At 55.2% G+C, this 23059-nt stretch carries 18 protein-coding genes and 1 pseudogene; 5 read left to right on the top strand and 14 right to left on the bottom strand.

What is annotated here, in order from left to right:
- The 4 genes from betB to ON072_RS02160 all read right to left on the bottom strand — a co-directional run bounded on the left by betB (window position 1) and on the right by ON072_RS02160 (window position 4025).
- Window positions 1–1461, bottom strand: coding sequence for a betaine-aldehyde dehydrogenase (betB, locus tag ON072_RS02145; RefSeq protein WP_144190921.1), 1461 nt, complete (start codon window positions 1459–1461; stop codon window positions 1–3).
- Window positions 1461–2057, bottom strand: coding sequence for a transcriptional regulator BetI (gene betI, locus ON072_RS02150; RefSeq protein ID WP_025886595.1), 597 nt, complete (start codon window positions 2055–2057; stop codon window positions 1461–1463). The genes betB and betI overlap by 1 nt, the downstream gene beginning before the upstream one ends.
- Before the next feature lie 647 nt (window positions 2058–2704).
- On the bottom strand, window positions 2705–3679 hold the full coding sequence (locus ON072_RS02155) for a nucleoside hydrolase (RefSeq protein WP_261752752.1): 975 nt from the start codon (window positions 3677–3679) through the stop codon (window positions 2705–2707).
- A gap of 160 nt (window positions 3680–3839) precedes the next feature.
- Window positions 3840–4025 (bottom strand): hypothetical protein, encoded by a 186-nt coding sequence (locus ON072_RS02160; protein ID WP_025009801.1) that lies wholly within the window; start codon window positions 4023–4025, stop codon window positions 3840–3842.
- 51 nt (window positions 4026–4076) lie between these two features.
- Between ON072_RS02160 and ON072_RS02165 the strand changes: the two genes are divergently transcribed.
- The 4 genes from ON072_RS02165 (at window position 4077) to ON072_RS02180 (ending at window position 10449) form a co-directional block, all read left to right on the top strand.
- Window positions 4077–5756, top strand: a complete 1680-nt coding sequence (locus ON072_RS02165; protein WP_025009800.1) for a carbon starvation CstA family protein — start codon at window positions 4077–4079, stop codon at window positions 5754–5756.
- The gene (locus tag ON072_RS02170; RefSeq protein ID WP_025009799.1) at window positions 5756–6028 is read left to right on the top strand and encodes a cory-CC-star protein; all 273 of its coding nucleotides are present in this window, start codon (window positions 5756–5758) and stop codon (window positions 6026–6028) included. Before ON072_RS02165 ends, ON072_RS02170 begins: the two co-directional genes overlap by 1 nt.
- A 26-nt stretch (window positions 6029–6054) precedes the next feature.
- The gene (locus ON072_RS02175) at window positions 6055–7062 is read left to right on the top strand and encodes an ArsA family ATPase (protein ID WP_045282438.1); all 1008 of its coding nucleotides are present in this window, start codon (window positions 6055–6057) and stop codon (window positions 7060–7062) included.
- Window positions 7063–7470: 408 nt separating this feature from the next.
- Window positions 7471–10449, top strand: a complete 2979-nt coding sequence (locus ON072_RS02180; protein WP_261752754.1) for a ricin-type beta-trefoil lectin domain protein — start codon at window positions 7471–7473, stop codon at window positions 10447–10449.
- A gap of 98 nt (window positions 10450–10547) precedes the next feature.
- Here the strand turns inward: ON072_RS02180 and ON072_RS02185 are convergent, their stop codons facing one another.
- The 4 genes and pseudogenes from ON072_RS02185 to ON072_RS21090 form a co-directional block, all read right to left on the bottom strand.
- Window positions 10548–12140 carry an ABC-F family ATPase gene (locus ON072_RS02185; RefSeq protein ID WP_025009796.1) on the bottom strand — a complete coding sequence of 531 codons (1593 nt, stop codon included), beginning with the start codon at window positions 12138–12140 and terminating at the stop codon, window positions 10548–10550.
- Between the two features lie 204 nt (window positions 12141–12344).
- Window positions 12345–12731, bottom strand: a complete 387-nt coding sequence (locus ON072_RS02190; protein WP_144166242.1) for a hypothetical protein — start codon at window positions 12729–12731, stop codon at window positions 12345–12347.
- Between the two features lie 280 nt (window positions 12732–13011).
- Window positions 13012–15219 (bottom strand): heavy metal translocating P-type ATPase, encoded by a 2208-nt coding sequence (locus ON072_RS02195; protein WP_342453527.1) that lies wholly within the window; start codon window positions 15217–15219, stop codon window positions 13012–13014.
- Window positions 15220–15408: 189 nt separating this feature from the next.
- Window positions 15409–16050 (bottom strand): annotated as a pseudogene (locus ON072_RS21090) (heavy-metal-associated domain-containing protein); the annotation flags it as partial.
- 197 nt (window positions 16051–16247) lie between these two features.
- Between ON072_RS21090 and ON072_RS02205 the strand changes: the two are divergent.
- Entirely contained in the window at window positions 16248–16646 is a 399-nt protein-coding gene (locus ON072_RS02205) for a MerR family transcriptional regulator (protein WP_025009794.1), read from the top strand.
- Between the two features lie 5 nt (window positions 16647–16651).
- Here the strand turns inward: ON072_RS02205 and ON072_RS02210 are convergent, their stop codons facing one another.
- The 6 genes from ON072_RS02210 to ON072_RS02235 all read right to left on the bottom strand — a co-directional run bounded on the left by ON072_RS02210 (window position 16652) and on the right by ON072_RS02235 (window position 23048).
- Window positions 16652–18718, bottom strand: a complete 2067-nt coding sequence (locus ON072_RS02210) for a S9 family peptidase (RefSeq protein WP_375336956.1) — start codon at window positions 18716–18718, stop codon at window positions 16652–16654.
- 78 nt (window positions 18719–18796) lie between these two features.
- A complete protein-coding gene (locus tag ON072_RS02215) occupies window positions 18797–19021 on the bottom strand; it encodes a hypothetical protein (RefSeq protein ID WP_025009792.1) in 225 nt (74 codons plus the stop codon).
- 151 nt (window positions 19022–19172) lie between these two features.
- Window positions 19173–20156, bottom strand: a complete 984-nt coding sequence (locus tag ON072_RS02220; protein WP_144226674.1) for a hypothetical protein — start codon at window positions 20154–20156, stop codon at window positions 19173–19175.
- Window positions 20157–20228: 72 nt separating this feature from the next.
- Window positions 20229–20984, bottom strand: a complete 756-nt coding sequence (locus ON072_RS02225) for an SDR family oxidoreductase (protein ID WP_025886571.1) — start codon at window positions 20982–20984, stop codon at window positions 20229–20231.
- A 10-nt stretch (window positions 20985–20994) separates the two neighbouring features.
- Window positions 20995–21894 carry a 3-hydroxyisobutyrate dehydrogenase gene (mmsB, locus tag ON072_RS02230; RefSeq protein ID WP_261752755.1) on the bottom strand — a complete coding sequence of 300 codons (900 nt, stop codon included), beginning with the start codon at window positions 21892–21894 and terminating at the stop codon, window positions 20995–20997.
- A gap of 41 nt (window positions 21895–21935) precedes the next feature.
- Complete coding sequence (locus tag ON072_RS02235; protein WP_261752756.1) at window positions 21936–23048, bottom strand: enoyl-CoA hydratase/isomerase family protein; 1113 nt, start codon at window positions 23046–23048, stop codon at window positions 21936–21938.
- Between the last annotated feature and the right edge of the window lie 11 nt (window positions 23049–23059).

Here is a 23059-nt window from a genome sequence, read left to right on the forward strand (position 1 = left end):
TTAAAATGGACTTTCCAGGGGCTGCATGCCGACATAAACCGATTTGGTCTGGGTATAGGCCTTGAGGGTTTCACTGCCGTTCTCCCGGCCGACTCCCGAAAGCTTGTAGCCACCGACGGGCATCTCCGAGGGTGAGGCGCCATAGGCATTGATCCAGCAAATCCCGGCCTGAAGCCGATGAATCACCCTGTGGGCGCGGCGAATATCGCGGCTAAATACCGCAGCAGCCAGACCAAGGGCCGTATCGTTGGCGCGGCGGATCACTTCCTCTTCATCGTCGAAAATCAACACAGACATCACAGGGCCGAAGATCTCTTCCCGGCAAATACGCATCTTGTCATCACAGTCGACAAATACGGTCGGCTCAACAAAGAAACCCTCTGGGGCCGAGTCCGGCGTCAAAGGCTTGCCACCGCAAAGGAGCCTCGCCCCCTCGGCCTGCCCAAGGGCGATATACCCGAGCACCTTGTCTCTGTGCGCGCTGGATATCAGGGCGCCGAAATTGGTGTCCGGCGCCATGGGGTCGCCGGCCTTGATATTGGCCATCCTTTGCTGCAAACGTTCGATAAAGGCCGGGTAAAGATTGCGGGCGACATAGACCCGGGTACCATTGGTACAAATTTCACCTTGGGTATAAAAGTTGCCCAGCATGGCGGCGCTGACGGCATCTTCCAGCTCGGCGTCTTCAAAGATGATCAGCGGGGACTTGCCCCCCAGTTCCATGGTGACATCCTTGAGACTGGAGGCCGCTGCCGCCATCACCTTCTTGCCTGTGCCCACTTCGCCGGTAAAGGACACCTTGGCGATATCCTCACTGTGAGTCAGCCATTGACCTACTTCGGCCGCGCCCTGCACCACATTGAACACCCCGGCGGGCACACCGGCTTCGATAAAGATTTCCGCCAGCTTCAGCGCGCCGAGCGGGGTCTCCTCTGACGGCTTGAAGATCATCGCGTTACCGGCGGCCAACGCCGGCGCCGACTTCCAACAGGCTATCTGCAAAGGATAATTCCAGGCGCCGATACCGGCGCAAATCCCCAGCGGTTCACGGCGGGTATAGAAGAAATCATCGCCAACACTTTGCTGGCAGCCTTCCAGGCCCACCACTATGCCGGCGAAGTATTCTATGGCATCGGCCCCTGTGACCACGTCCACCACAGACGCCTCCTGCCAGGGTTTACCCGTATCCAGCACTTCAATTTTGGCCAGCTCATCGTTGCGCTGCCGCAGCAGGGCCACCGCCTTCAACAGCACCCGGCTGCGCGCCATGGCGCTCATGGCTGACCAAGCGGCAAATCCGCGTTTGGCACTGGCAATGGCCGCCTGTTTGATGGCCTCATCGGCCACTTCAACGCGGTATTGCACCTGGCCCGTGCCAGGGTTAATCACCTCAAAGGATTCACCCGAGGCGTTGGCCATATAACGACCGTCAATAAAATTCTGATAAACAGGCTGTGTCATCAATGTACTCCGTGATAAGCCAGACTTTGGTCAATGAAATCGATACACCAGGATTCTGCGGCAGCAAACGCCTGCTCAGGCTCAGGACTGAGAGCACTGCGCAGCCAAAAACCGTCAATCATGGCGGCCACCTGCTCGGCACTCTTGAGCGCCTGCTCCCTGGGCAATAACTGTTTGAAAGAGAAGGCCAGGTTACTCTGCAGTCTGGCACTGTTGACCTGCTGCAACCTGGCAAGCCCGGGCTCATGCATGGACTGAGCCCAGAAATTAAGCCAGGTACGGGTAGCCGCCCCCGAGCGTTGAAACTCGGTGAAGTTGGCCGCCACTATGGCGTGCAGCCGTGCCTTGGGGGAAAGCTGCCGCTCTGCCGTTTGCGCCAGCAAAGCCAGCTTCAGTTGCTCCAGCAAATGCCGCAATGTCGCTTCAATCAGCTCCTGCTTGCCACCGAAATAATGGCTGATGATCCCCGACGACAACCCGGCCAAGCGGCTGATGCTGTTGATGGTGGTATTGTGCAAACCATTGGCGGCCACCGAGGCCATAGTGGCATCGATCAGTTGCTGGCGGCGCACGGGTTTCATTCCAATCTTGGGCATATTTTTTATTAATTGACCATTCAATTAAAAACAAGCCTAATGATTTGAACTGTAATTATCAACCTGACCGGAGCCGAGTTTTCAGATCACACAAGTAACAAAACAGTGATTTACCTCACAGCAACAAATGCTTACGTTGCTTGAAATTTATCTGAAAAAGTTTCTATTTACCGATAAAACTTCGCTATTTCAGAGGTGTTAACCGAAAAATTACCGCAGAACGACCCAAGCGTTCACCGTCTAAATAATTACAGCAGATATCATTTGAACTAAAACTTTGTGACTCACTCTGTAACCCGATAGCGCAGATAAATACGCCTGTCGCTCCGGACCTAACCTGCTGCTTGGAAGCCGGACACTGAGATTGAGACTGGGGCTGAGGATAAGGCGATGAGTAGGGGGAAGCAGAGAATAAGGTGACAATGAGAAAGAGTGATTAGAATGAGGAGTTATGACCAAAAAAGAGGAGTCATGATTAACAAGAGGAATACTGAACCTGTAAGCCGACTAACGCTGAACCATGTTGAGACAAGTAACAGATGAATAAAGTGAAAAGGCGGATAAAGCGCAAGACAAGAGTCCCTGCGAGGGACTCTTGCATCAGATGAAGTCGGCTGAGATCAGAAAAATAACTGCCGCAGCAAGACCTATGACCGACGACCGAAATCTATCAGGGTGTTGCGATACAGTTCGAGCAGCGCCTCGTTGCGCACCCCCACCCCAACACTTTGCGCCGGCATATCGCTCCAGTCATCATGGGGATGGCGCCGCTCGTAGGTTTTCTGCATTGTGTGGCCAATGGCCGGGCCGGAGCAAACCACCCGCACAGGCCCTTTTCTCAGGGTAAACAGGCTGGGATCTATCACATAGGCAATCGCCGAGGGGTCGTGCACATGGCAGCCGGAAATTCCCAGGCTACGCTGGTAAAAGTCGAGATAGAAACGGCTTATCTGGTGAATAAAGCGTCCCGGCTCACCGGCTTCATCGCGCAGCTTATCCAGATACTCGGGCGTAAAGAAACTCTCATGGGTCACATCCAGACCGATAATCACCACGGGCCAGTCGGCAGTAAATACGATATCGGCCGCCTCGGGATCGTCATGGATATTGGCTTCGGCAAACGGGCTGACATTGCCCTGATGGCCGTTAACCCCGAAGGCCCCGCCCATGATCACCACTTCTTTAGCCAGTTTGGTGATCCCGGGTTCATGCTGCAGCGCCAGTGCCAGATTGGTCAGAGGCCCAACAGCCACCAGAGTGATCTCCCCCGGCTGCGCCTTGAGCTGCTCGACGATATACTGCCATGCCGGACGGGGATCGGCGCTTAGGCTGACATCGGCGGCGGTGACTTGCAGATCGCCAAAACCGGTATCACCATGAACTATGGTGGTAGGGCCGACAGGAGGGCGCGACAGCGGCTTATCCGCCCCCATGGATACGTCTGCCTTCATGCCGTATTTCTGTTTCAAATACAGGGCATTGCGAGTGCTGTTTTCAATGGTGGCGTTGCCAAATACTGTGGTGATACCGATAAGATCCACAGCGGCATGCCCTTCGGCAAACAGAATTGCCATTGCATCATCAATACCGGGATCTGTATCCAGGATAATTTTCTTCGTCACAATCCAGCTTCCTTTGTGATGTTATTAATATTATCTGTGCCGCTGCAAGCCGGCGGCACTGGCCCATTCTAGCGCTAAATCTCACGCTGTGCGCCCCATAATACTGCGCCGAATTGAGGAAATGAGACACAGGGGTCAGTATCTGTTCACCTGAGGGCTATCACTGCAATATTCGGCTCTCATCCGGATAAGTTTTATAGCCCATAAAAGCGGCGAAACGCGCAATCAAGCGGCATGAACCACCGCGGTATTGCAGGCAATTATTGCTTTTCTGACAAATGCCTACAGCAAAGATGCTGTTCTTGATAGCTGCGAGCGAATAGGACTTTAGTCTGATATCAGCCACAACCACCTTCCATTAACATCGATACATCAAAACAACAACAAGAGGTGTCCCATGAATGCTGTGCTGTTGATGTTAATGGGCCTGGGCGCGATGGCGGCCGGCTATTTTGTCTATTCAAAATTCATCTGCGAAAAAATCTTCAAAGTCGATCCCAACTTCGTGACTCCTGCACACGAGATGCAGGATGGTATCGACTATGTGCCCACCAATAAATATGTGCTTTGGGGCCACCACTTTACCTCTGTGGCCGGAGCTGCACCGATTATCGGCCCGGCTATTGCGGTTATCTGGGGCTGGGTGCCGGCCTTCCTCTGGGTGGTGTTCGGCACCATCTTCTTTGCCGGGGTGCACGATGCCGGCGCCATCTGGGCCAGTAACCGCAACAAGGCCAAATCCATAGGTGCGGTCACGGGTGATGTTATCGGCGAGCGGGCCCGCAGCATCTTTATGGTGGTGATATTCTTGGTGTTGCTCATGGTTAACGCCGTGTTTGCCGTCGTCATTGCCAAGCAGTTGATCAACTTCCCCAGCGCCACCCTGCCGGTTTGGGGCGCCATAGTGGTGGCACTCATCATAGGCCAGCTTATCTACCGCCGTCTTATCAACCTCTTGGTGGTGTCCATTGTCGGCGTGGCAGCATTGTACGCGCTCATCTATATCGGCCCGTCTTTGCCGCTGGCATTGCCGGAAACCCTGGGGCCGCTGTCGGATAACCAAAGCTGGATCATCCTGCTGTTTGTTTATGCCGCCATCGCCTCGCTGCTGCCGGTATGGATGCTGCTGCAACCACGGGACTATATCAATGGTATTCAGCTGTTTATCGGCTTAGGCTTGCTTTACGGCGCCGTGCTTCTGGGCGCGCCTGATATAGTGGCACCGGCCTTTAATACCGATGTGCCCGAAGGCACTCCATCCATAGTGCCACTGCTGTTTGTCACCATTGCCTGCGGTGCGATTTCCGGCTTCCACGGCCTGGTTTCCAGCGGAACCACCTCGAAACAACTGGATAAAGAACCGGATGTGCGTTTTGTCGGTTACTTTGGCGCCATAGGCGAAGGCTCTCTGGCACTGGCGGCCATCATAGCCGCCACCGCAGGTTTTGCGACCCTGGCCGACTGGCAGGCTGTCTACCACGCCTTTGGGCAGGGGGGCGTCAGCGCCTTTATCAAGGGCGGCGCCAATATCCTCGAATCCGGGATAGGCATGGATGAAACCATGGCGCAAACCCTGCTGACAGTAATGGTGGTGCTGTTTGCCGGTACCACCATGGACACAGGCTTGCGGCTGCAGCGTTACATATTCCAGGAATGGGGCAGCATCTATAACCTCAACTGGATGCAAAATGGCGCCGTCGCCACTCTGCTGGCCGTGGGCACCTGCTTGCTGCTGGCCTTCGGCGCCGGCGGTGACGGCTCGGGTGGCATGCTGATCTGGCCGCTGTTTGGCACCACCAACCAGTTACTGGCTGGCCTGACATTGTTGGTAATCACAGTGATGCTGGTGAAACTGGGTCGCCCCATGTGGTATACCCTGGCTCCGCTTATCTTCCTGCTGGTGATGACCACCATGGGCCTGCTTATTCAACTCAAAGGCTTCTACGACAAGCAGGATTGGTTCCTGTTTACTCTGGACTTGGTGGTACTGATCGCCGCCATAGTGATTTCACTGGAGTGCAGTGCCACGCTGAGCCGTTCGCTCAAGGCGCGTAAAACTGCGGCGGAGAACGACTGATGAAACTGGCGAAGATCAAGGCATTGGTCAAAGACCTTAGCCACCTGGCGGAAGAGGCGTATAACGCCCCTTTTCGCTCGGCAGTCGCCCGCGCCCGCAGGGAGCAGGACGATCTTTTTATGCTGCTGATCTTCTCCGAAATGATGGGGGTACCCAACCCGGCCAGTTACTACACTCTGGAGCTGCAGCCCTTGATGCTGGAAAAGTTCCATGACTGGCACCTGCGTATGGGTATGCCCCACTCACCACTGGATCAGTTCAGATGCTGTTGAAACAAGATGTTAATTAAGGACGGGCTATGGCGCAGCTGACCGACAAACGTATTCTGTGGGTGGGTGGCAAAGGCGGTGTCGGCAAGACCACTGTCTCCTCCTCACTGGCCCTGTTGGCAGCCGGGCGCGGCAAGAAAGTCCTGCTGGTGTCCACAGATCCGGCCCACAGCCTGAGCGATGCCTTTGCCAAGCAGATAGGCGATCACTGCACCCGGCTGGCACCGAATCTGGATGCACTGGAAATCGACCCGGATGAGGAAGTGCGCCAACATCTCGACCGGGTCAGCCAACAGTTGAAGAGTTTTACCCGCCCGGAGATGTTCGCTGAAATCGAGCGGCAGATGCGCCTCACCCGTCAGTCTCCCGGTGCCCAGGAAGCCGCCTTGCTGGAGCGAATAGCCAAGACCCTGGAAAGCGGCCTCGGTGAATACGATCTGATTATTTTCGATACCGCGCCCACCGGCCATACCCTTAGGCTGCTGAGCCTGCCTGAGGCGATGGCCGCCTGGACCCAAGGTATGCTGAGCGCCAATCAGAAATCAGAGAAGCTCGGCGCCATGCTGTCGCACCTGACACCCGGCCGGGGCCGTGATGTCGATAACCCCTTCGACGATCCGGCCGAGCACGCCACCGCCGGAATGGCGCCGCGCAACAAGGCCATAGCCGAAACCCTGCTGGCGCGACAACGGCTGCTGCAACGCACCCGTGAGCTGATTAAAGATCCGCAGCAAACAGGGCTGCTGTTTGTTCTGACCGCAGAGAAGCTGCCTATTCTGGAAACCCGCCGCGCCGTGGCCAGCCTGCAGGCCGAGCAGTTACCGCTGGCCGGTTTGGTGGTCAATCGACTGCTGCCACCCGAGGCCGACGGCAGTTTTCTTGCCAAACGCCGCCAGCAGGAAGCCGTGCACCTCGAAGAGATAGACGTAAACTTTAGCAAGCTGTCCCGCTTTCGACTGCCCCTCAAGGAAACCGATATCCAGGGCCTGAGCGGTCTTGAACAGATGGCGACAGAACTGGCCAAAGCCGGGCTGTAAATTCAGCCAATTTCCCTTCAATCGTTTGGCCTATTTCACCAAACGCAGACAACACCTGCACCCAATCGCGAGCTCCGGCAAGGAGCTACTTATATCAGAAGGTATACCTTTGACACAGCTAAATCCGCAGCATAAGAGACGCCATAGCCTATAAAACCAATCACCAGAAAACTTCACAAAACTTTGAATTTAAACAGATAAAAACCAATCAACTCAAATCAAGAAGGCGCAGTGGCGCAGCAGTCTCTACATCTCAACGTTGCCTGTTACCAAGATCACCAACCTCAAATTTAACAAAATTTAAACAATCGCTTGATTAAAACCAGTGTTAGCCATATACATGAGGGTGCAGAAGTTTAGCAGTTGCGAAATAAACCAACATTAACCAGCAACTTCGTGGACTAACCTATGAAAAAGCTAATCGGACATGGAGATTGGCCCAGTGCCAAAAGTCTGTTCTCTGCCCTGATCCCCGGCCTGTTTGCGCTGGGAACCCTACCCCTAGCTGCAGCTGAAACGCAAACCACCCAGGCGGTCGACAGCCTGGCGCAGCAATGTTTTATTATTCAATCGCCAACCAATGGCCAGTATCTGCATCGCTTCCATCAGGGAGGCACTGTGGATGATGGATTGAGTTATCGTTTCGATAATATCAGCCAAGCCGAGGCCAGTGCGTTTTACTTCAAACCCAGTCGCCGCGGTCATTTTATGATGACAGACGCAGATGGCCGCTTCTTTGCCAGCCATCTGCCGGCCGAAGTCAGCGCCGGTCGTTACCCGGGGGAATTTGCCGAGTGGCGGGTTGACGCCGAAACAGCGCCATCCGGTGAATTCAGTTATCGCTTTCACGCCGTGGGTCTCAATCTGGGACTCAGGCACAACTACAGCGGTGGTGGCTTGTATTTCTTCGATCTGCTCAACCCTGGAAACAACACTTCAGAGGCAAGCTTCAAGCTGGTTGCCAGTGATGCCTGTAGCGCGTTTCCCGAGGTTGAAGTCAATGCCAGTGGTGATTTCTCCGCCCTGAAAGGCGATGCTTCACTGCCGGTGCGTGGTCTGGTCGATGCCCACACCCATATCACCTCGTATGAGTTTATGGGCGGCAAGATGATGCATGGCAAGCCGTTCCACCGCTGGGGGGTGACCCAGGCGTTGAACGACAGTGCGGTGATCCATGGGCCGAATGGCTCACTGGATCTCATCGGCAATCTCTACTCCTTCAACGACGCCAACTTCCGCTATGACACCCGAGGCTGGCCGGACTTCCCCTGGTGGCCCAATCACGAGCAGATGACCCACTCAGGTTACTACTACAAGTGGATTGAGCGCGCCTGGCTAGGCGGTTTGCGCCTGATGGTCACCCATCTGGTGGAAAACGAGGTGTTGTGCAACGCCCAGAAAACCATCAATCCCGCCAGTTGGGTCAACCCCAACGACTGTAACACCATGAACAGCATTCAGTTGCAGATTAACCGTCTCAAGCAAATGCAGGAGTATATTGATGTGCAGTCCGGCGGCCCCGGCAAAGGCTTCTTCCGCCTGGTGTCCTCGCCTCAAGAAGCTCGCGAGGTCATTGCCGACGGCAAGCTGGCGGTGCTGATGGGCATAGAGGCCTCAGAGCTGTTCAACTGCGGTATCAAGGATGATTGCAACCGCCGCCAGATTGAAGAGCAACTGCAGCAAGTTTATGCCAAGGGGGTGAGAATCCTGTTCCCGACCCACAAGTTCGATAACCAGTTGGGCGGCTCAGTAGTGGAAGACGGCTTTATCAATATCGGTGAAGTCTTGGCGACGGGCCATTTCTTTGAAACCCAGGCCTGCGACGCCGACACCCAGGGCAGACCATTCAAGTCCGGTTTCCCCATTTTGGGCGAAATCCCAGTACTCAAGGATATTCTCAATGCCGTGGGTCTCAATCCCCAGTACGACGAGAACATGCTGCACTGCAACAAGCATGGCTTGTCCGAAAAAGGCGTCTACCTGGTTAACCGCATGATAGATATGGGAATGTTGATAGAACTGGATCATATGTCAGCACAAACCGCCACCAGTGTGATGGATATTGTCGAGCAGCGTCAATATGGCGGGGTGATCACCAGCCACAGCTGGATGACTGATGGCACCCAAGGCAGACTGCACCCCAACACCCTGCGCCTGGCCAAGGTCGGCGGTTTTATGGCGCCCTACAACAGTAACGCCAACCATCTTGGAGGCAGTATTGATAGATACCTGCAGTTGATAGCCGATACTCCTTTTCTGCCGGGTGTCGGCCTGGGAACCGATATGAGTGGCCTGGGCGCTCAGGCCGGTCCCAGAGACGATGCGGCCACTAATCCACTGCAATATCCCTTCGTCAGTGAGTTCGGTATCCAGTTTGAGCGTCAGGTATCGGGGAATCGTGTATTTGACTTCAATCAGGATGGCATGGCCCATTACGGTATGCTGGCCGACCACCTGCAGGATGTGCGCGAGCAACTTGGCGGCAGTACCTATGAAGCCTTGATGAACTCGGCCGAAGCTTATCTGCAGATGTGGGAGCGCGCTGAAGCCCACAGGGATGAAGCCTATATCAATCCACTGCCAAACTATGTGCGGATAGTCAACCGCGCTTCGGACAAGTGTATGGATATTCCGGGTAATGGCAGCGATATGGTCAATGGCACAGATGTGATCCTCTATGACTGTGAACGCGACGCCTGGGATCAACGCTGGAGTTTTGATGCCGACAAACGCATGTTCAGCAACAAGGCCAATCCATCCTTGTGTTTGGACAATCGCGGCCAGGCCTACAATGAAGGCGAAATCCTGGTATGGGAGTGTGTCGACAGCGACAATCTGCGTTGGGATTATGACGGCCGCTTTATTCGCAGTGCCCATGACGCCAATATAGTGGCCGACGCCTACGGCCGTGGCAACGATGCCCAAGTGGGTCAATGGCAGTTTCATGGCGGCGCCAACCAGCAATGGTTGCTCAGGCCTGAGATGACTATTCACCGCTGGGTCAGTTTGCGGGATAAACGTGCCGGGCTATGTATCAGCGCTCCCGAACAGGCCCAAAGCGGCAGCCTGGTGAACCTGGACAACTGCAGCAACCGTCAGGGGCAAAAATGGTACTTCGATCCGATAAAAGGCAGTATCAAACTGGCTGGTGACGCGGGACTGTGCCTGCACATTCCAGGTGGCAATACCCAGGATCATAGCCAGTTGGCACTGGCGCCCTGCGATGCTTCCAATCCGGCTCAGGCATTCGATAAAGACGGCAGCGTGTTCTCAAGCCGAATGGCACCCAATCAGGTGCTTGATGCCTCGGGAGAACAAGCCGGCGCGGCTCTTATCCTCTACCACCACCATGGCGACAGTAATCAGAAGTGGAAGTCCAGCCTCTGATCCAAGCCCTTAAAAAACAGCAAGGCCGGTTCAATGAACCGGCCTTGTTTATTGTGATTTTTTTTACTTGGTGTTAAACCAAGCTCGCCATAAAAGACTTAGGCTTCAATGCCTTTGCTGGCCAGGAACTCATCATAAGTGCCCTTGAAGTCGCTCACGCCATCAGCGCTTATCTCTATGATACGGTTGGCCAGTGATGAAACGAAGGCGCGGTCATGGCTGACAAACAGCAAGGTGCCTTCATAGAGTTCGAGGGCGTTGTTCAACGACTCAATCGATTCCATATCCAGGTGGTTGGTCGGTTCGTCCATCACCAGAATATTGGGCTTTTGCAGCATCAGCTTGCCAAACAGCATACGACCCTGCTCACCACCGGACAGTACCTTGACAGATTTCTTGATGTCGTCGGCGCTGAACAGCATACGGCCCAGCACTGAACGCACCGCCTGATCGTCATCGCCTTCCAGACGCCACTGACCCATCCAGTCGAACAGGTTCATATCATTTTCAAAGTCGCTGGCATGATCCTGGGCGTAGTAGCCGATACGATGGTTTTCAGACCACTGAATGGTACCGCTCTTTTGTGGCAACTCGTGGATCAGAGTACGCAACAAGGTGGTCTTACCCACGCCGTTTTCACCCAGAATCGCGATACGCTCGCCCACTTCAGCGATAAAGTTCACATCCTTGAACAGCAGCTCATCGTAACCATTGCTCATATTCTCAACAATCAAAGCGTTACGGAACAGTTTCTTCTCCTGCTCGAAACGAATGTAGGGGTTAACCCGGCTGGAAGCCTTGATCTCATCCAGCTTGATCTTGTCGATTTGACGGGCACGGGATGTGGCCTGCTTGGCCTTGGAAGCGTTGGCAGAGAAGCGCGCCACGAAGGTTTGCAGCTCGGCAATCTGTGCCTTCTTCTTGGCGTTTTCAGCCACCAGGCGCTCGCGGGCCTGAGAGGCGGCTGTCATATATTCATCATAGTTGCCCGGATAGACCCGCAGCTCACCATAGTCCAGATCCGCCATATGGGTACAGACAGAGTTGAGGAAGTATCTGTCGTGGGAAATGATGATCATGGTGCTGTTACGCTGGTTAAGCATCTCCTGCAGCCAGCGAATGGTATCGATATCCAGGTTGTTGGTCGGTTCGTCGAGCAGCAACACATCAGGATCAGAGAACAAGGCCTGTGCCAGCAGCACCCTGAGTTTCCAACCCGGTGCCACTTCACTCATGGGGCCAAAATGTTGTTCCAGCGGAATACCCACCCCGAGCAGCAGCTCACCGGCGCGGCTTTCTGCGGTATAACCGTCCATTTCGGCAAACTGCATCTCAAGATCGGCCACTTTAATGCCATCTTCTTCACTCATTTCCGGTAAGGAGTAGATGCGATCGCGCTCCTGCTTCACCGCCCACAGCTCTTTGTGGCCCATGATCACTGTGTCGATAACGCTGTGCTCTTCATAGGCGAACTGATCCTGGTTCAACTTACCCAGACGCTCGTTGGGATCCAGCGACACATTACCCGAGGTTGGCTCCAACTCACCGGAAAGGATCTTCATAAAAGTAGACTTACCGCAGCCATTGGCGCCGATAAGGCCGTATCTGTTGCCTTCGCCGAATTTAACCGAGATGTTTTCAAACAGCGGCTTGGCGCCAAACTGCATGGTGATGTTAGCTGTCGTTATCACTGTATGATTCCAAAATATCCAGATGCGGGACCTGGCTATGTAAAGCCGCGTCCAAGAGCCCAAGGCCTATGATTGGCCGGGTAAATAAAGCCGGGCACTATAACATTCCTGCGTGAATTATCAACCAAACTCGCGGGCAGCCAGTGAGATAAAGCAGTGCAACCAGCTGTTTATAAAAGACTTTAAAAATCTTCTGCAAGCAGATTAAAAATCCAGATCGCGGCCACACACCAAGGTAGTTTCCGCCTTGTTTGTTGCAAAAGTGCTGTAACAGCCAAGTTCAGTGCGCAAAATATCTGCCGGCAAGGCATATCCCGGCTCACCATTGATAGTGATGCTCTCGCTGTCCTCGGTGTAATCCGTGCTCAGCGTGGTGCCATCGGCCAACTGCCAGCGACTGAGAAATGAGTGCACATTGGCACAAACCGTGATTTCACACTCCAGGGTCTTTTGGCTGTCACCCTTGATCACTATGCACTCAGTGGTTTTCTCGCCGCAGCCCGCCTGAGCAGGCACAGAGATGGCGCTGAGCAGCAAGACACCGCCTAGCAGACTCAGCTTAGCTGCCGCGGTTAATTTTCTGGATTGCATTTTCCTACTCCTTTCCCATTCCTTTTCTTATTCCCCGTTGCCCTTGCTGTGACTCGCTCGGCCAGCGATATCCAGCCCCAAACTTATATTGACCAAAGGCTCTTTTAGACTAAAGGCTTTGACAGGCTAAGGGCTCAGGCCGTGACCGCAGGCTGCCTTTTTCGGCAGGCATTGGTGCTGAGTAAAGGCAAACCCCTTATTTAAACAGGAAAAACAAGGCGATAAAACAAGAAGACAAAACAAGCCGGGGAAATTTCCCCGGCTCAAACGCTAAAAAACCCTAATCCAAAGACTGACGCCGCAAGCGGTTGGCGTTGGTCACCACAGTCAGTGAAGACAGCGCCATTGCCGCGCCGGCCACCACAGGGCTCAGCAAGATCCCTGTCAGCGGGTACAGCACCCCGGCCGCAATCGGGATCCCCAGAGTGTTGTATATAAAGGCACCGAACAGGTTCTGCTTGATGTTGCCAAGCGTCGCCCGCGACAGGGCAAATGCCCCGGCCAAACTGCCCAGTCTAGGGTTAAGCAAGGTCAGGTCGGCACTCTCTATGGCAATCTCTGTGCCCGAGCCCATGGCAATGCCGACATCGGCGGCCATCAGCGCCGGGGCGTCATTGATCCCATCACCGACCATGGCCACCACTTCACCCTGCGCTTGAAACTTATTGACCCAGGATTGCTTTTCATCCGGCAACACCCCGGCGATGACTTCCTCAATCCCCACCTGACGCGCCACCGCTTCGGCTGTGGCCTGGTTATCACCACTGAGCAATACCAAGCGTTTGCCCTGGGCCTTGAGCGCGGCCATGGCTTCTTTGGCATCGGCTTTGATTGGGTCACTTATCCCCACCAACGCCAGCAGCTGATTATCTCGGGCCACCAGCACCTGGGTGTGTCCAAGCGCCGCCCCCTGCTCCAGTCTTGCCTGATGCGCCTCGGTCAGCCTAATGCCCAGTGCGTCCATTAGCTTGCTGTTGCCGACCGCCCACTGCCGGCCTTCAAACTGCCCCAGCAGACCTTGCCCCTGGCGATAGTCAAACCCCTGCGGCTCACTCAGCACAACCTCTTTGACTTTGGCGGCATCCAGCAGCGCCGCCGCCAAAGGGTGGCCCGAGTGTTGTTCAAGGCTGGCCACGGCGCGCAGCAGCTCGCGCTCATCAAAGGCATCATCAAAAATATCCACCTGGGTGACGGCGGGCTTACCTTCTGTGATGGTGCCGGTCTTATCCAGCACCACACAGCTGACTTTGCTGGCGGTTTGCAGCGCCTCACCGTTTTTCACCAATACCCCCATGGAAGCGGCACGGCCGACAGATACCATGATGGACATGGGCGTCGCCAGCCCCAAGGCGCAGGGACAGGCGATAATCAGTACACTGGTCAGCACCACCAACGCATGGGACAGCGCAGGCTCAGGGCCGGCAAAATACCAGATGATGGCCGCCAGCAACGCAATCACCACCACCACAGGCACAAACACGGCGGCTATCTTGTCTGTCAGTCGCCCTATGGGCATCTTGGAGGTCTGGGCCTCCTGAACCAGGGCGATAATCTTCGCCAGGCGGGTATCGGCAGGCCCGGCAGTAACTTGGTAAATAAGGCTGCCGTTTCCATTGACTGTGCCGGCGCTCAGACTGTCGCCCACGGATTTAGCCAGGGGAATGGGTTCGCCTGTGAGCATGGACTCATCGAGCAGCGAACAGCCTGAAAGCACTTCACCGTCGAGCGCCACTCTGTCACCCGGGCGCAGTCTCAGCTTGTCGCCCACCACCAGCGCCGCTATGGCCACGGTTTCATCGCCGTTTTCGGTGATCTTGATGGCCGTATTGCTCTGCAGGCCAATAAGCTTCTGCACCGCTTCACTGGTCTTGCCGCGGGCTCTCAGCTCCAATGCATGCCCAAGGTTAATCAAGCCGAGGATCATCACACTGGCCTCAAAGTACACATGACGGGTGCCGTCGGGGAAAAAGCCGGGAATAAGCACCACCAGCATGGAGTAAAGCCAAGCTGTGCCCGTACCCAGGGCAATCAGCGTATCCATGTTGGCACTCTTGGCCTTGAGTGAGCGCCACATACCACTGAAGAAGTGCCCCCCGGTGGTAACCAGCAGCAACAAGGTCAGCAGCCCCATGGCGCCCCAGATAAATTGGCTTTGGCTATCGTGGATCATCATGTCACCACCGGCCAGGCCCCAGATCATCAAGGGGATCCCCAGCCCGAGACCGGCGATGGCCTGTCTGATCCGGGTGCGATATTCCCTGGCATCATGCTCGGCCTTGTCGGCCATGGCACTGGCGGCGTCGGTTATCGGCTCCGCGCGATACCCGGCCGAGAGCAGCAGCGTAACGGCTTCAGCCACTGGCAACCCTGCGGCCACGCTCACCTGCTTGTCGGCCAAGTTGACTCTGGCCTCGACCTCTTTGGCGGCAAAGGCTTTTTCTATCTTGGCCACGCAGCTGGCGCAGCTCATATCCGGCACAAACAGCAGTGTGGGGTTGGCAAGGTGAGCCGTGGCGGCCTTCTGCTTGACAGCTTTATCGGCATGCTTGCCAGTTTCAGCTTCAGTTGTAGTTGCGGCCACCGCCGGTTTCAAAGTGTCAGCCTGAGCTTCTGTCTCAGTCTCGGTATCAGCCTCGGCATGCTCATCGCGCCAAGGCTCGGCGGTAAACCCGGCGGCCTTTAACAGCTCGGTCAACTCGGCGGCGGTTTTATGGCTTTTCAGTGCAAGCCGTTTCTGTTTCAGATTGACTGTCACCTCGGCTTCATCGCTGAGCGCCTTACGAATACTGGCCTCACAATGACCACAGGTCATATCGCCAACATAAAAGTGGAAGTTTTCCGGCTCACTTGTATTACCTGGCGCAAGCGTTGGCGGGGTAAAGCCTGCGCCGGTTATCAATTCGGCCAGTTCGGCCGCGCTCTTGTGACTTTTCAGCCGCAGCTGTTTGCCTTTAAGGTCGACTTCTACCTCAAGCTCATCAGCCAGCGCCCTGCGAAGCTTACTCTCACAGTGGCCGCAGTTCATATCGGCAACATGAAAGTTAAAGCTGGCAGGGGCTTCAGGGCAGGGCTCTTGCGCGCTGTCACCGGCGCCGGGAGCCGCAATCTCGGCCTGCTCAGCGTCATAACCTGCGTCTTTCAGTCTCACCAGCGCCGTGGCGGGGGTGAGCTCAGCGCCCGGGGCGAATGTCAGCGTCAACGACTTATCGGCCACCTCGGTAGCAGCTTCTACGCCGGTATCGTCGGCAAACAGGGCCCTTATCTTGCTGGCGCAGCCGCCGCACTTCATATTCGTTATGGTGAATTGTATCTGGTCCATTGGAAACTCCCTTCTGTGCCCCTCGCAAGCGAGGCTGGCTCAACACTGGGATAAAGGTTAAAGTCTCCAGTAACGGGAGAGTCAAGCTCGAAAAATCATCCGTGAGATAAAAGGTGCACTGACTCTCAACAATGCGCTTGCGGCGCGACAAAATTGCCCACAATAGTCCAAATACGGCAGAAAGCGGGAGTTTGACGATGAAAATAGGCGAAGTGGCCAAGGCAACAGGCCTGAGTATCAAGAGTATCCGCTATTACCATGACATAGGCTTGGTTGAGGCCCATAGAGGCGACAACGGGTATCGTGAGTATCGGGCAGCCGACATCGAGGCGCTCAAGTTTTTGCAGCACTGCCGCGAGCTGGGCTTTACCTTGGATGAATGCCGGGATCTGTTGCAACTGAAACACAATCCCAAACGCTGCGCCGAGGATGTCAAACGCCTGGCCAAGGGGCACCTGCAGGCGCTGGAAGAAAAGATGACCAGACTGGCCTCACTGCATGCCCAACTGAGCGAGCTGGTATCTCAATGCCGCGGTGGCAGCCAGTCTGAATGCGCCATCATAGATGGCCTGTCCAGCGAAGCCAAACAGGCCTGAAGTTGTCACTCAGGCAATTTGGCTTGCTGCCCGGGCCGCGCCAAGGCTGCGGCATTGTCCAGCTTCAGTGCCGGCAGCGTGCCCGCCGGGGTGAAATCAAACACCATGCCGTAGAACACCAGCTCTGACTCCAATGCCAGTATCTTGTTGTGGGGCTGGCGAAAGCCGTGCCCCTCCCCCTCAAAGCCGATAAACGCCGTGGGAACGCCCTTGTCTTTCAGCGCCTTGAAGATATGCTGCGACTGATTCGGTGGCACCACCTTATCTTCGAGCCCTTGCAACAGCAGCAAAGGCTCATTGAATCCCTGCAGATGATACAGGGGCGAGCGTTCACGATATACAGCCTTCATTTTGGGGTAAGGGCCTATCAGTTGATCCAGGTATCTTGACTCAAACTTATGGGTTTCCTTGCCCAGCACCTCGATATCACTGATCCCGAAATAGCTCACCCCGGCCTTGAACTTGTCATAGAAGGCCAAGGCCGAAAGCACGCTCAAGCCACCGGCACTGCCGCCGCGAATCGCCAGTTTGTCAGCACTGACCCAGCCTTGGTCAACTAAAAATCCTGCGGCCCAGACGGCATCCTCAACATCTGCCTTGCCCCAGTTGCCATAGAGGCTTTGGCGATATTGGCGACCAAAGCCGGTACTGCCGCGGTAATTGAGCTCAAACACGGCAAAGCCGCGACTGGTCCAGTACTGAATGGCGCTGCTGTAAGCCCGGTTGGCCTTGGCGGTCGGGCCACCATGCAACATCATCAGCAGCGGCGGTCGGGTGTCCGGCAGGGGTTGGTAGTCACCATTTACCGGCGGATAAAAATAGCCGTGAGCCTTGTCTCCCCCCTTGGTGGTGAACTCCACATTGATGGCGCGGGAGATATATTTGGGATCCAATCCGCTGATCTCCGGGGCGTACACAAGCTCTGTACCGCGGCCGGAAACCTTGTAGATGCCACGCTCGGGTGTTGGCCTATTGCCAACAAAATAAACCCCGTCGGCTCCTTGCACCACCTGCCTGATATCGGCAAAGTCGGCGGCCAAAGGTTCAATGACCCCAGTCTGCAGATCCAGTCGCAGCAATCCGGCATCGCCTTCCTTGTTGAAGCTGGCTATCAGGGTGTTTTCATTCTCAAAGGCGTAAGCATGCTGGCCCAGCTTCCAGGCAGGGCCGCCGATTTCAGCCTTGAGTTGAGTAACCTGCTCGATACTGCCGTTGGCATCCAGCCGATACAGGTTCCACCAGTTGTCATAGTCGGCAATAAAGTAGAGCACACCGCCAGGGCTGAACAGGGGTTGCATCAGTGCGCCCTTTCGCTCAGGGGCGATTTGGCGAATATTGGTCAACTGCCCCTTGCGGTTGAGATCCCCAAGCCACAACTGGGTATTATCCCAAGGCATATTGGGGTGTTCCCAGGTGATCCAGGCAAGCTGTGTATTGTCGGCATTAATTGCCGGAGAACTGATAAAGTCGTGACCATCGACGAAGATATCCCCTTCACCGGAGAAATTCAGGTTAATGGTCACCAAACTGGCCTTGGGCTCTCCCGGTTGGCGATGATCTTCCCGGACACAGATAATCCGTGAGCCCTTGGGATAAGAGATACAGTCGCCGTGACGGGTGCCATTGGGTGTCAGTGCCAGCGCCTCCTGATTGGGCGCTATCCGGTAAAACAGCTGATCCTGCCCCTTGGTGACAAACAGGCTCTGGCCTATGCCGAGAAAGTCGCCTCCGCCATATTCATGAACGCGGCTGCCAATACCAAAGGCCGGCGCCACCACACTGGTAATGCTGCCGTCTTTTTCGAGACGCTTGATCCCCACCTTGCCACCTTCGGCCGGGCTGGATTCCGAGAAATAAATCGCATCACCGACACTCTGCAGCTCACCTATTGCCGAGGCACTGCCGTAGACTTCGGCGGCTCCCAAAGGTGAGACCCAGCTGCCATAAGCGGCGCTAATCCTCTGTTCATTGTTGGCAGGGGCTTCTTGCTCCTGCGCAGGTTGACCGCAACCCTGCAACACTGAAGCCATCAGCGCTACGGCCAGAATTCGCTTTCCGGGATTGAAAATCATGGTTTCGTTTCCCCCAACACCTGCCCAGGGGCAGGCTGAAACTACTACAACTTAAGTCTTGTGTTTTCTTGGTTTTTCTTATTTTTTGTATCTGGCACAGAACCACTGCAAAACCCTGTACTGCTGCAAACTGGATAATCCAAAAAAGATGCAGATCCAAGGTGAAAGCAAATAGTACCAGGTGATGGGTTCTGTGGAGCGACCGCTGAGAAGCAGGTAGAAGAATCCGAAGTAGATTACCATGACCCCCACGACTCCCACCAGTAAAAGCAGGCGCTTGATTTGTTTCTCCAGCCAATGCATGGGTGAGTGTTTATACCTCTGGTGCTTTTACCTTTTAGTAGGGGAATTGTTCAATCCGGGACAAGAATTGTCAACGTCTGTGATACAAAGCGGACAAGTATCTGACACCCCGGATTGCAGAATGATAACTTTTGAGAGACTTGGGCGCGGCTCAACCGCCATTTTTGGACAAATAACGCCCGGCATCCCTGGACCAACGAAAGTCCACTTTGCTGCCATTGTCGACATTTTTCAGGCGCAGATCATAGTATCCCTGATGTTTACGCCCAAGAAGCTGTAGCAGATTTTTGCCTTCATCAATAACCCGGGCGCGGACGCCGGTTTCATCCCGCTCACCGGCCAGATCTTTATAGAAATACATGGGTTCAGAGAAGATATTCACCAGCTTATCGCCATCGATTACATAGAGCTGCAGCGCTTCATAGAAGGCACCGCCACCGGAAAAGCCTTCACTGAAACCAACTCGGATCCCTATGGCGGTTAACTGGTCACTGACCTTATAGGGTGCCAGATCCAGCTTTTTGACCGATTGAGGTACTGTATCAGAACCGCCATCCACTGTGCTCTCCAGATTGGAGTAGTTCCAGTTGACCGGGGTATTGAGTGGGCCATCGTGGGTAGCAACAGCTTGGAAGTTCCCCTGCTCCAGCTTAAATACGCCAAAGTAAAAATCATGGGTCTGACGCTCGGCAAAGTTCTCACTGCAAAGATCGCTGCCATCTGTATATTTAAGATCCGATCCTTCGGCAACCACACAGGCATAGCCCAGATACAGGCCCTGGTTGCCCCAAGGTTTGGCGCCTATGCTTGCCAACAAGTCCGGGGAACGTCCCGGTGCCAACCAATCGAGCAACGTCTTGGGCGCAACGCCCTCTGGCAAGCTCTGGCCGTCTTTGGCGAGCAGTTTTCCTTCCATCTGCTCGGCATAAATCTGCCGCCCTTCCTCGTGACGTATGGCAGCTTTGGCTTCACTGGGTTGAACTGTCTGAGTAGTGTGTAAGGTTTGGCTGGCATTGGTTTGGCTGGCATTGGCTTGTGAGCCGACAAGAGCACAGGAGAGCGAAGCAGTCAGCACTAGCGTGGTTGACAACAATAGAGGGTTAAAGGAAACCTGCCTGGTGGAAGAAAACATCATCCCTGTCCTTGTTTGAAACGCAGTAAAGAACAGGGATGATATCTATTTTCGCCTTGATATCAAAGCATTGAATTACAGGCGGATACCGCCGTCAATTTCAAATACCCGGCCATTGACATAGTCGTTTTCAATGATGAATTTAACTGTCGAGGCGATTTCAGCGGCGTCACCCAGACGGCCGACCGGCACCATTTTCTCCAGGCGCTCCAGCGCTTCCGGTTTCATGGCGGCGGTCATTTCGGTGGCAATAACCCCGGGGGCAACAGCGGCGGACCTGATCTTGTAGCGTGCCAACTCTTTGGCCCAGCCCACCGCCATGGCAGCGACACCGGCCTTGGAGGCAGCATAGTTGCTCTGCCCCACATTGCCGGCCCGAGCCAGGCTGGAGATATTGATGATCACCCCTTCCTGACCAGAGCTTATCATGGCGGCGGCGGCTTCACGGCCACAGAGGAAACTGCCGCTTAGGTTTACATTGATGACCGACTGGAACTGCTCCAGCGACATACGGTCTGTCACCTGGCCCTCTTTGGCTTTGATCAGCATGCCGTCACGCAAAATACCCGCGTTGTTTACCAGCACATTGAGCTGACCAAAATCTTCCAGAATGTACTGAAAGGTTGCCATCACATCTTCTTCATCCGTGATGTCCACCGCATAACCCTGAACTTCGGTCTCGCCCATCAGGGCACAGGCTTGCTCCAGACGGTCCTGATCCACATCGATCAGCGCCAGACGGGCACCGGCAGCGGCCAGCTCCTGCGCCATGGCCAGACCCAGTCCACCGGCTCCACCTGTGATGGCGACTACCTTACCTTTTACATCCATTGGGTTATCCTTATTTCTCTTGCTTGAATTGTTCAAAAATACTGGAAAAATCGCGACGACCATTGCCTTTGCGGGCATGATTGACATAGAGGCTGCGCGCCAGTGCGCCCATAGGGGTGCTCGACTGGCTGGACAGCGCTGCTTCCTGGGACAGGCCGAGATCCTTGACCATAAGATCCACCATAAACCCGCCCTGATAGTCATTGGACGATGGCACGCTTGGCATCACCCCGGGACAGGGGTTGTATTTCTCCAAGGTCCAGTTGCCGCCGCTCGAAACTTTCATGATATCTGACAGCACCTTGGGATCCAAACCATTATCTATCCCCAGACTCAGTGCCTCGCTGGTACCTACCATCAAGACAGACAACAGCATGTTGTTGCAGATTTTGGCAACCTGACCGGCGCCGGCACTGCCTGCATGGAAAATATTGGCGCCCATACACTCGAGAACGGGTTTGGCCTTGGCAAAACCTGCGTCGCTGCCGCCGCAGATAAAGGTCAGCGTACCGGCCGCGGCCCCGGCGGTGCCACCGGAAACCGGCGCATCAACAAACTCAAGCCCTTTGGCGGCCGCCGCAGCCGCCACAGTGCGGGCGCTGTCGGCATCTATGGTCGATGAATCGATAAGTAAGGTCCCCTCGACCACAACATCCAGCAGCCCTTGCTGCTGCTCGCTGCCGAGGTACAGGCTACGAACATGCTTGCCGGCCGGCAACATGGTTACCACCACATCGGCACCCGCCGCTGCGCCACAGGCGCTCTGGGCCGTTATAGCCCCCTGCTCTGCCAGGCTCTGCATCGCCGTCGGCACCAGATCGAATACCCGAACAGTCATCCCGGCCTTGATCAGGTTGACCGCCATCGGCCCACCCATGTTGCCCAAACCAATAAAAGCCACTGTTGTCATCTGTTTGCTCTCCCTGTTGGAATCTTGTTTGCCGGCATCTGTTACAGATCGGCCAATGGGTGTTCATGTTCAAATGGCGACTCGAGCAAGGCAGATACCGCTTCTTGCGGTGCTATCTTGCCCTTGCCGTAACGCCAGCTGGGATTACGGTCCTTGTCGATAAGCAGCGCCCTGACACCCTCACAAAAATCACCTATGGCGCAGCAGTTGAGGCTGAGACCCAGCTCGAAGCGGAAACAATCCGCCAGGCTCATGTCAGTCCCAAGCCTTGACTGCTCGTAGGCCAGCGCCCAGCTAAGCGGGCTGCCGCTCAGCATGGTGTCACGGGCGCGCTGCAACCAGCTCTCTTGGGTTTCCAGGGCCTGCATCTTGGCGAGAATGTCGGCCATATCTCCGGTCATCAGCTCATCAATCTGGGCCTGATGGCCCTTCAAGCGACTGCTGCCGGGACGCTCTTCACTCTGGGTTTCCAGTTCATTGAGCAGATCGTGCAGCTTCTGCTGGTTGAGACTGGTGTTATTGCCCCAGTTCACCGTCGCCATGGCATCGAGCATGCGCTCTTTATCCGTTGAGGCCAGAAAATGATTGCCAATGCCTGTATAACGGGCATCGGCCGCATTCATATTGTAGGCGGTCAGGCCGAGAAACAGCCCAGTCTTGCCCGGCATGCGGCCGAGAAAATAGCTGCCGCCGACATCCGGGTAAAGGCCTATGGTGACCTCAGGCATGGCAATGCGCGAGCGCTCGGTCAACACCCTGTGGCTGGCACCTATCATCAGCCCCAGACCACCCCCCATCACTATGCCGTCGCCCCAAACCAATACAGGCTTGCCGAAGGTGTGCAGCTGAAAGTCGAGCCGATACTCCTCTTCGAAAAACACCCGGGCTTCCTGGGTGTAACTGCCGGGATTGGCCTGCTGCGCCTGATACAGCGCCCGCACATCTCCACCGGCGCAGAAGGCTTTATCGCCGCTGCCGTCAAGGATCACGCAGGCAATCTGCTCATCCTGTTTCCAGGCAGCCAACTGCTTGGCCAGCAAACGCACCATGTTGAGATTCAGTGCATTGAGTGCTTTTTCCACATTGAGTGTCGCCACACCAATCAACTTGCCGCTGGCGGTTCCCAGGGTCTGAAATACCACTTCATGACTCATATCAGCGCCCT

Origin of the sequence: Shewanella sp. K8 (assembly GCF_028823715.1) — a bacterium.
Classification (GTDB): domain Bacteria; phylum Pseudomonadota; class Gammaproteobacteria; order Enterobacterales; family Shewanellaceae; genus Shewanella; species Shewanella algae.

Coding starts and splice junctions, on each gene's coding strand:
- ON072_RS02165 (WP_025009800.1), top strand. CDS start 4,077: ATGAATGCTGTGCTGTTGATGTTAATGGGCCTGGGCGCGATGGCGGCC.
- ON072_RS02170 (WP_025009799.1), top strand. CDS start 5,756: ATGAAACTGGCGAAGATCAAGGCATTGGTCAAAGACCTTAGCCACCTG.
- ON072_RS02220 (WP_144226674.1), bottom strand. CDS start 20,156: ATGATGTTTTCTTCCACCAGGCAGGTTTCCTTTAACCCTCTATTGTTG.
- ON072_RS02175 (WP_045282438.1), top strand. CDS start 6,055: ATGGCGCAGCTGACCGACAAACGTATTCTGTGGGTGGGTGGCAAAGGC.
- ON072_RS02210 (WP_375336956.1), bottom strand. CDS start 18,718: ATGATTTTCAATCCCGGAAAGCGAATTCTGGCCGTAGCGCTGATGGCT.
- ON072_RS02235 (WP_261752756.1), bottom strand. CDS start 23,048: ATGAGTCATGAAGTGGTATTTCAGACCCTGGGAACCGCCAGCGGCAAG.
- ON072_RS02215 (WP_025009792.1), bottom strand. CDS start 19,021: ATGCATTGGCTGGAGAAACAAATCAAGCGCCTGCTTTTACTGGTGGGA.
- betI (WP_025886595.1), bottom strand. CDS start 2,057: ATGCCCAAGATTGGAATGAAACCCGTGCGCCGCCAGCAACTGATCGAT.
- mmsB (WP_261752755.1), bottom strand. CDS start 21,894: ATGACAACAGTGGCTTTTATTGGTTTGGGCAACATGGGTGGGCCGATG.
- ON072_RS02180 (WP_261752754.1), top strand. CDS start 7,471: ATGAAAAAGCTAATCGGACATGGAGATTGGCCCAGTGCCAAAAGTCTG.
- ON072_RS02205 (WP_025009794.1), top strand. CDS start 16,248: ATGAAAATAGGCGAAGTGGCCAAGGCAACAGGCCTGAGTATCAAGAGT.
- betB (WP_144190921.1), bottom strand. CDS start 1,461: ATGACACAGCCTGTTTATCAGAATTTTATTGACGGTCGTTATATGGCC.
- ON072_RS02190 (WP_144166242.1), bottom strand. CDS start 12,731: ATGCAATCCAGAAAATTAACCGCGGCAGCTAAGCTGAGTCTGCTAGGC.
- ON072_RS02225 (WP_025886571.1), bottom strand. CDS start 20,984: ATGGATGTAAAAGGTAAGGTAGTCGCCATCACAGGTGGAGCCGGTGGA.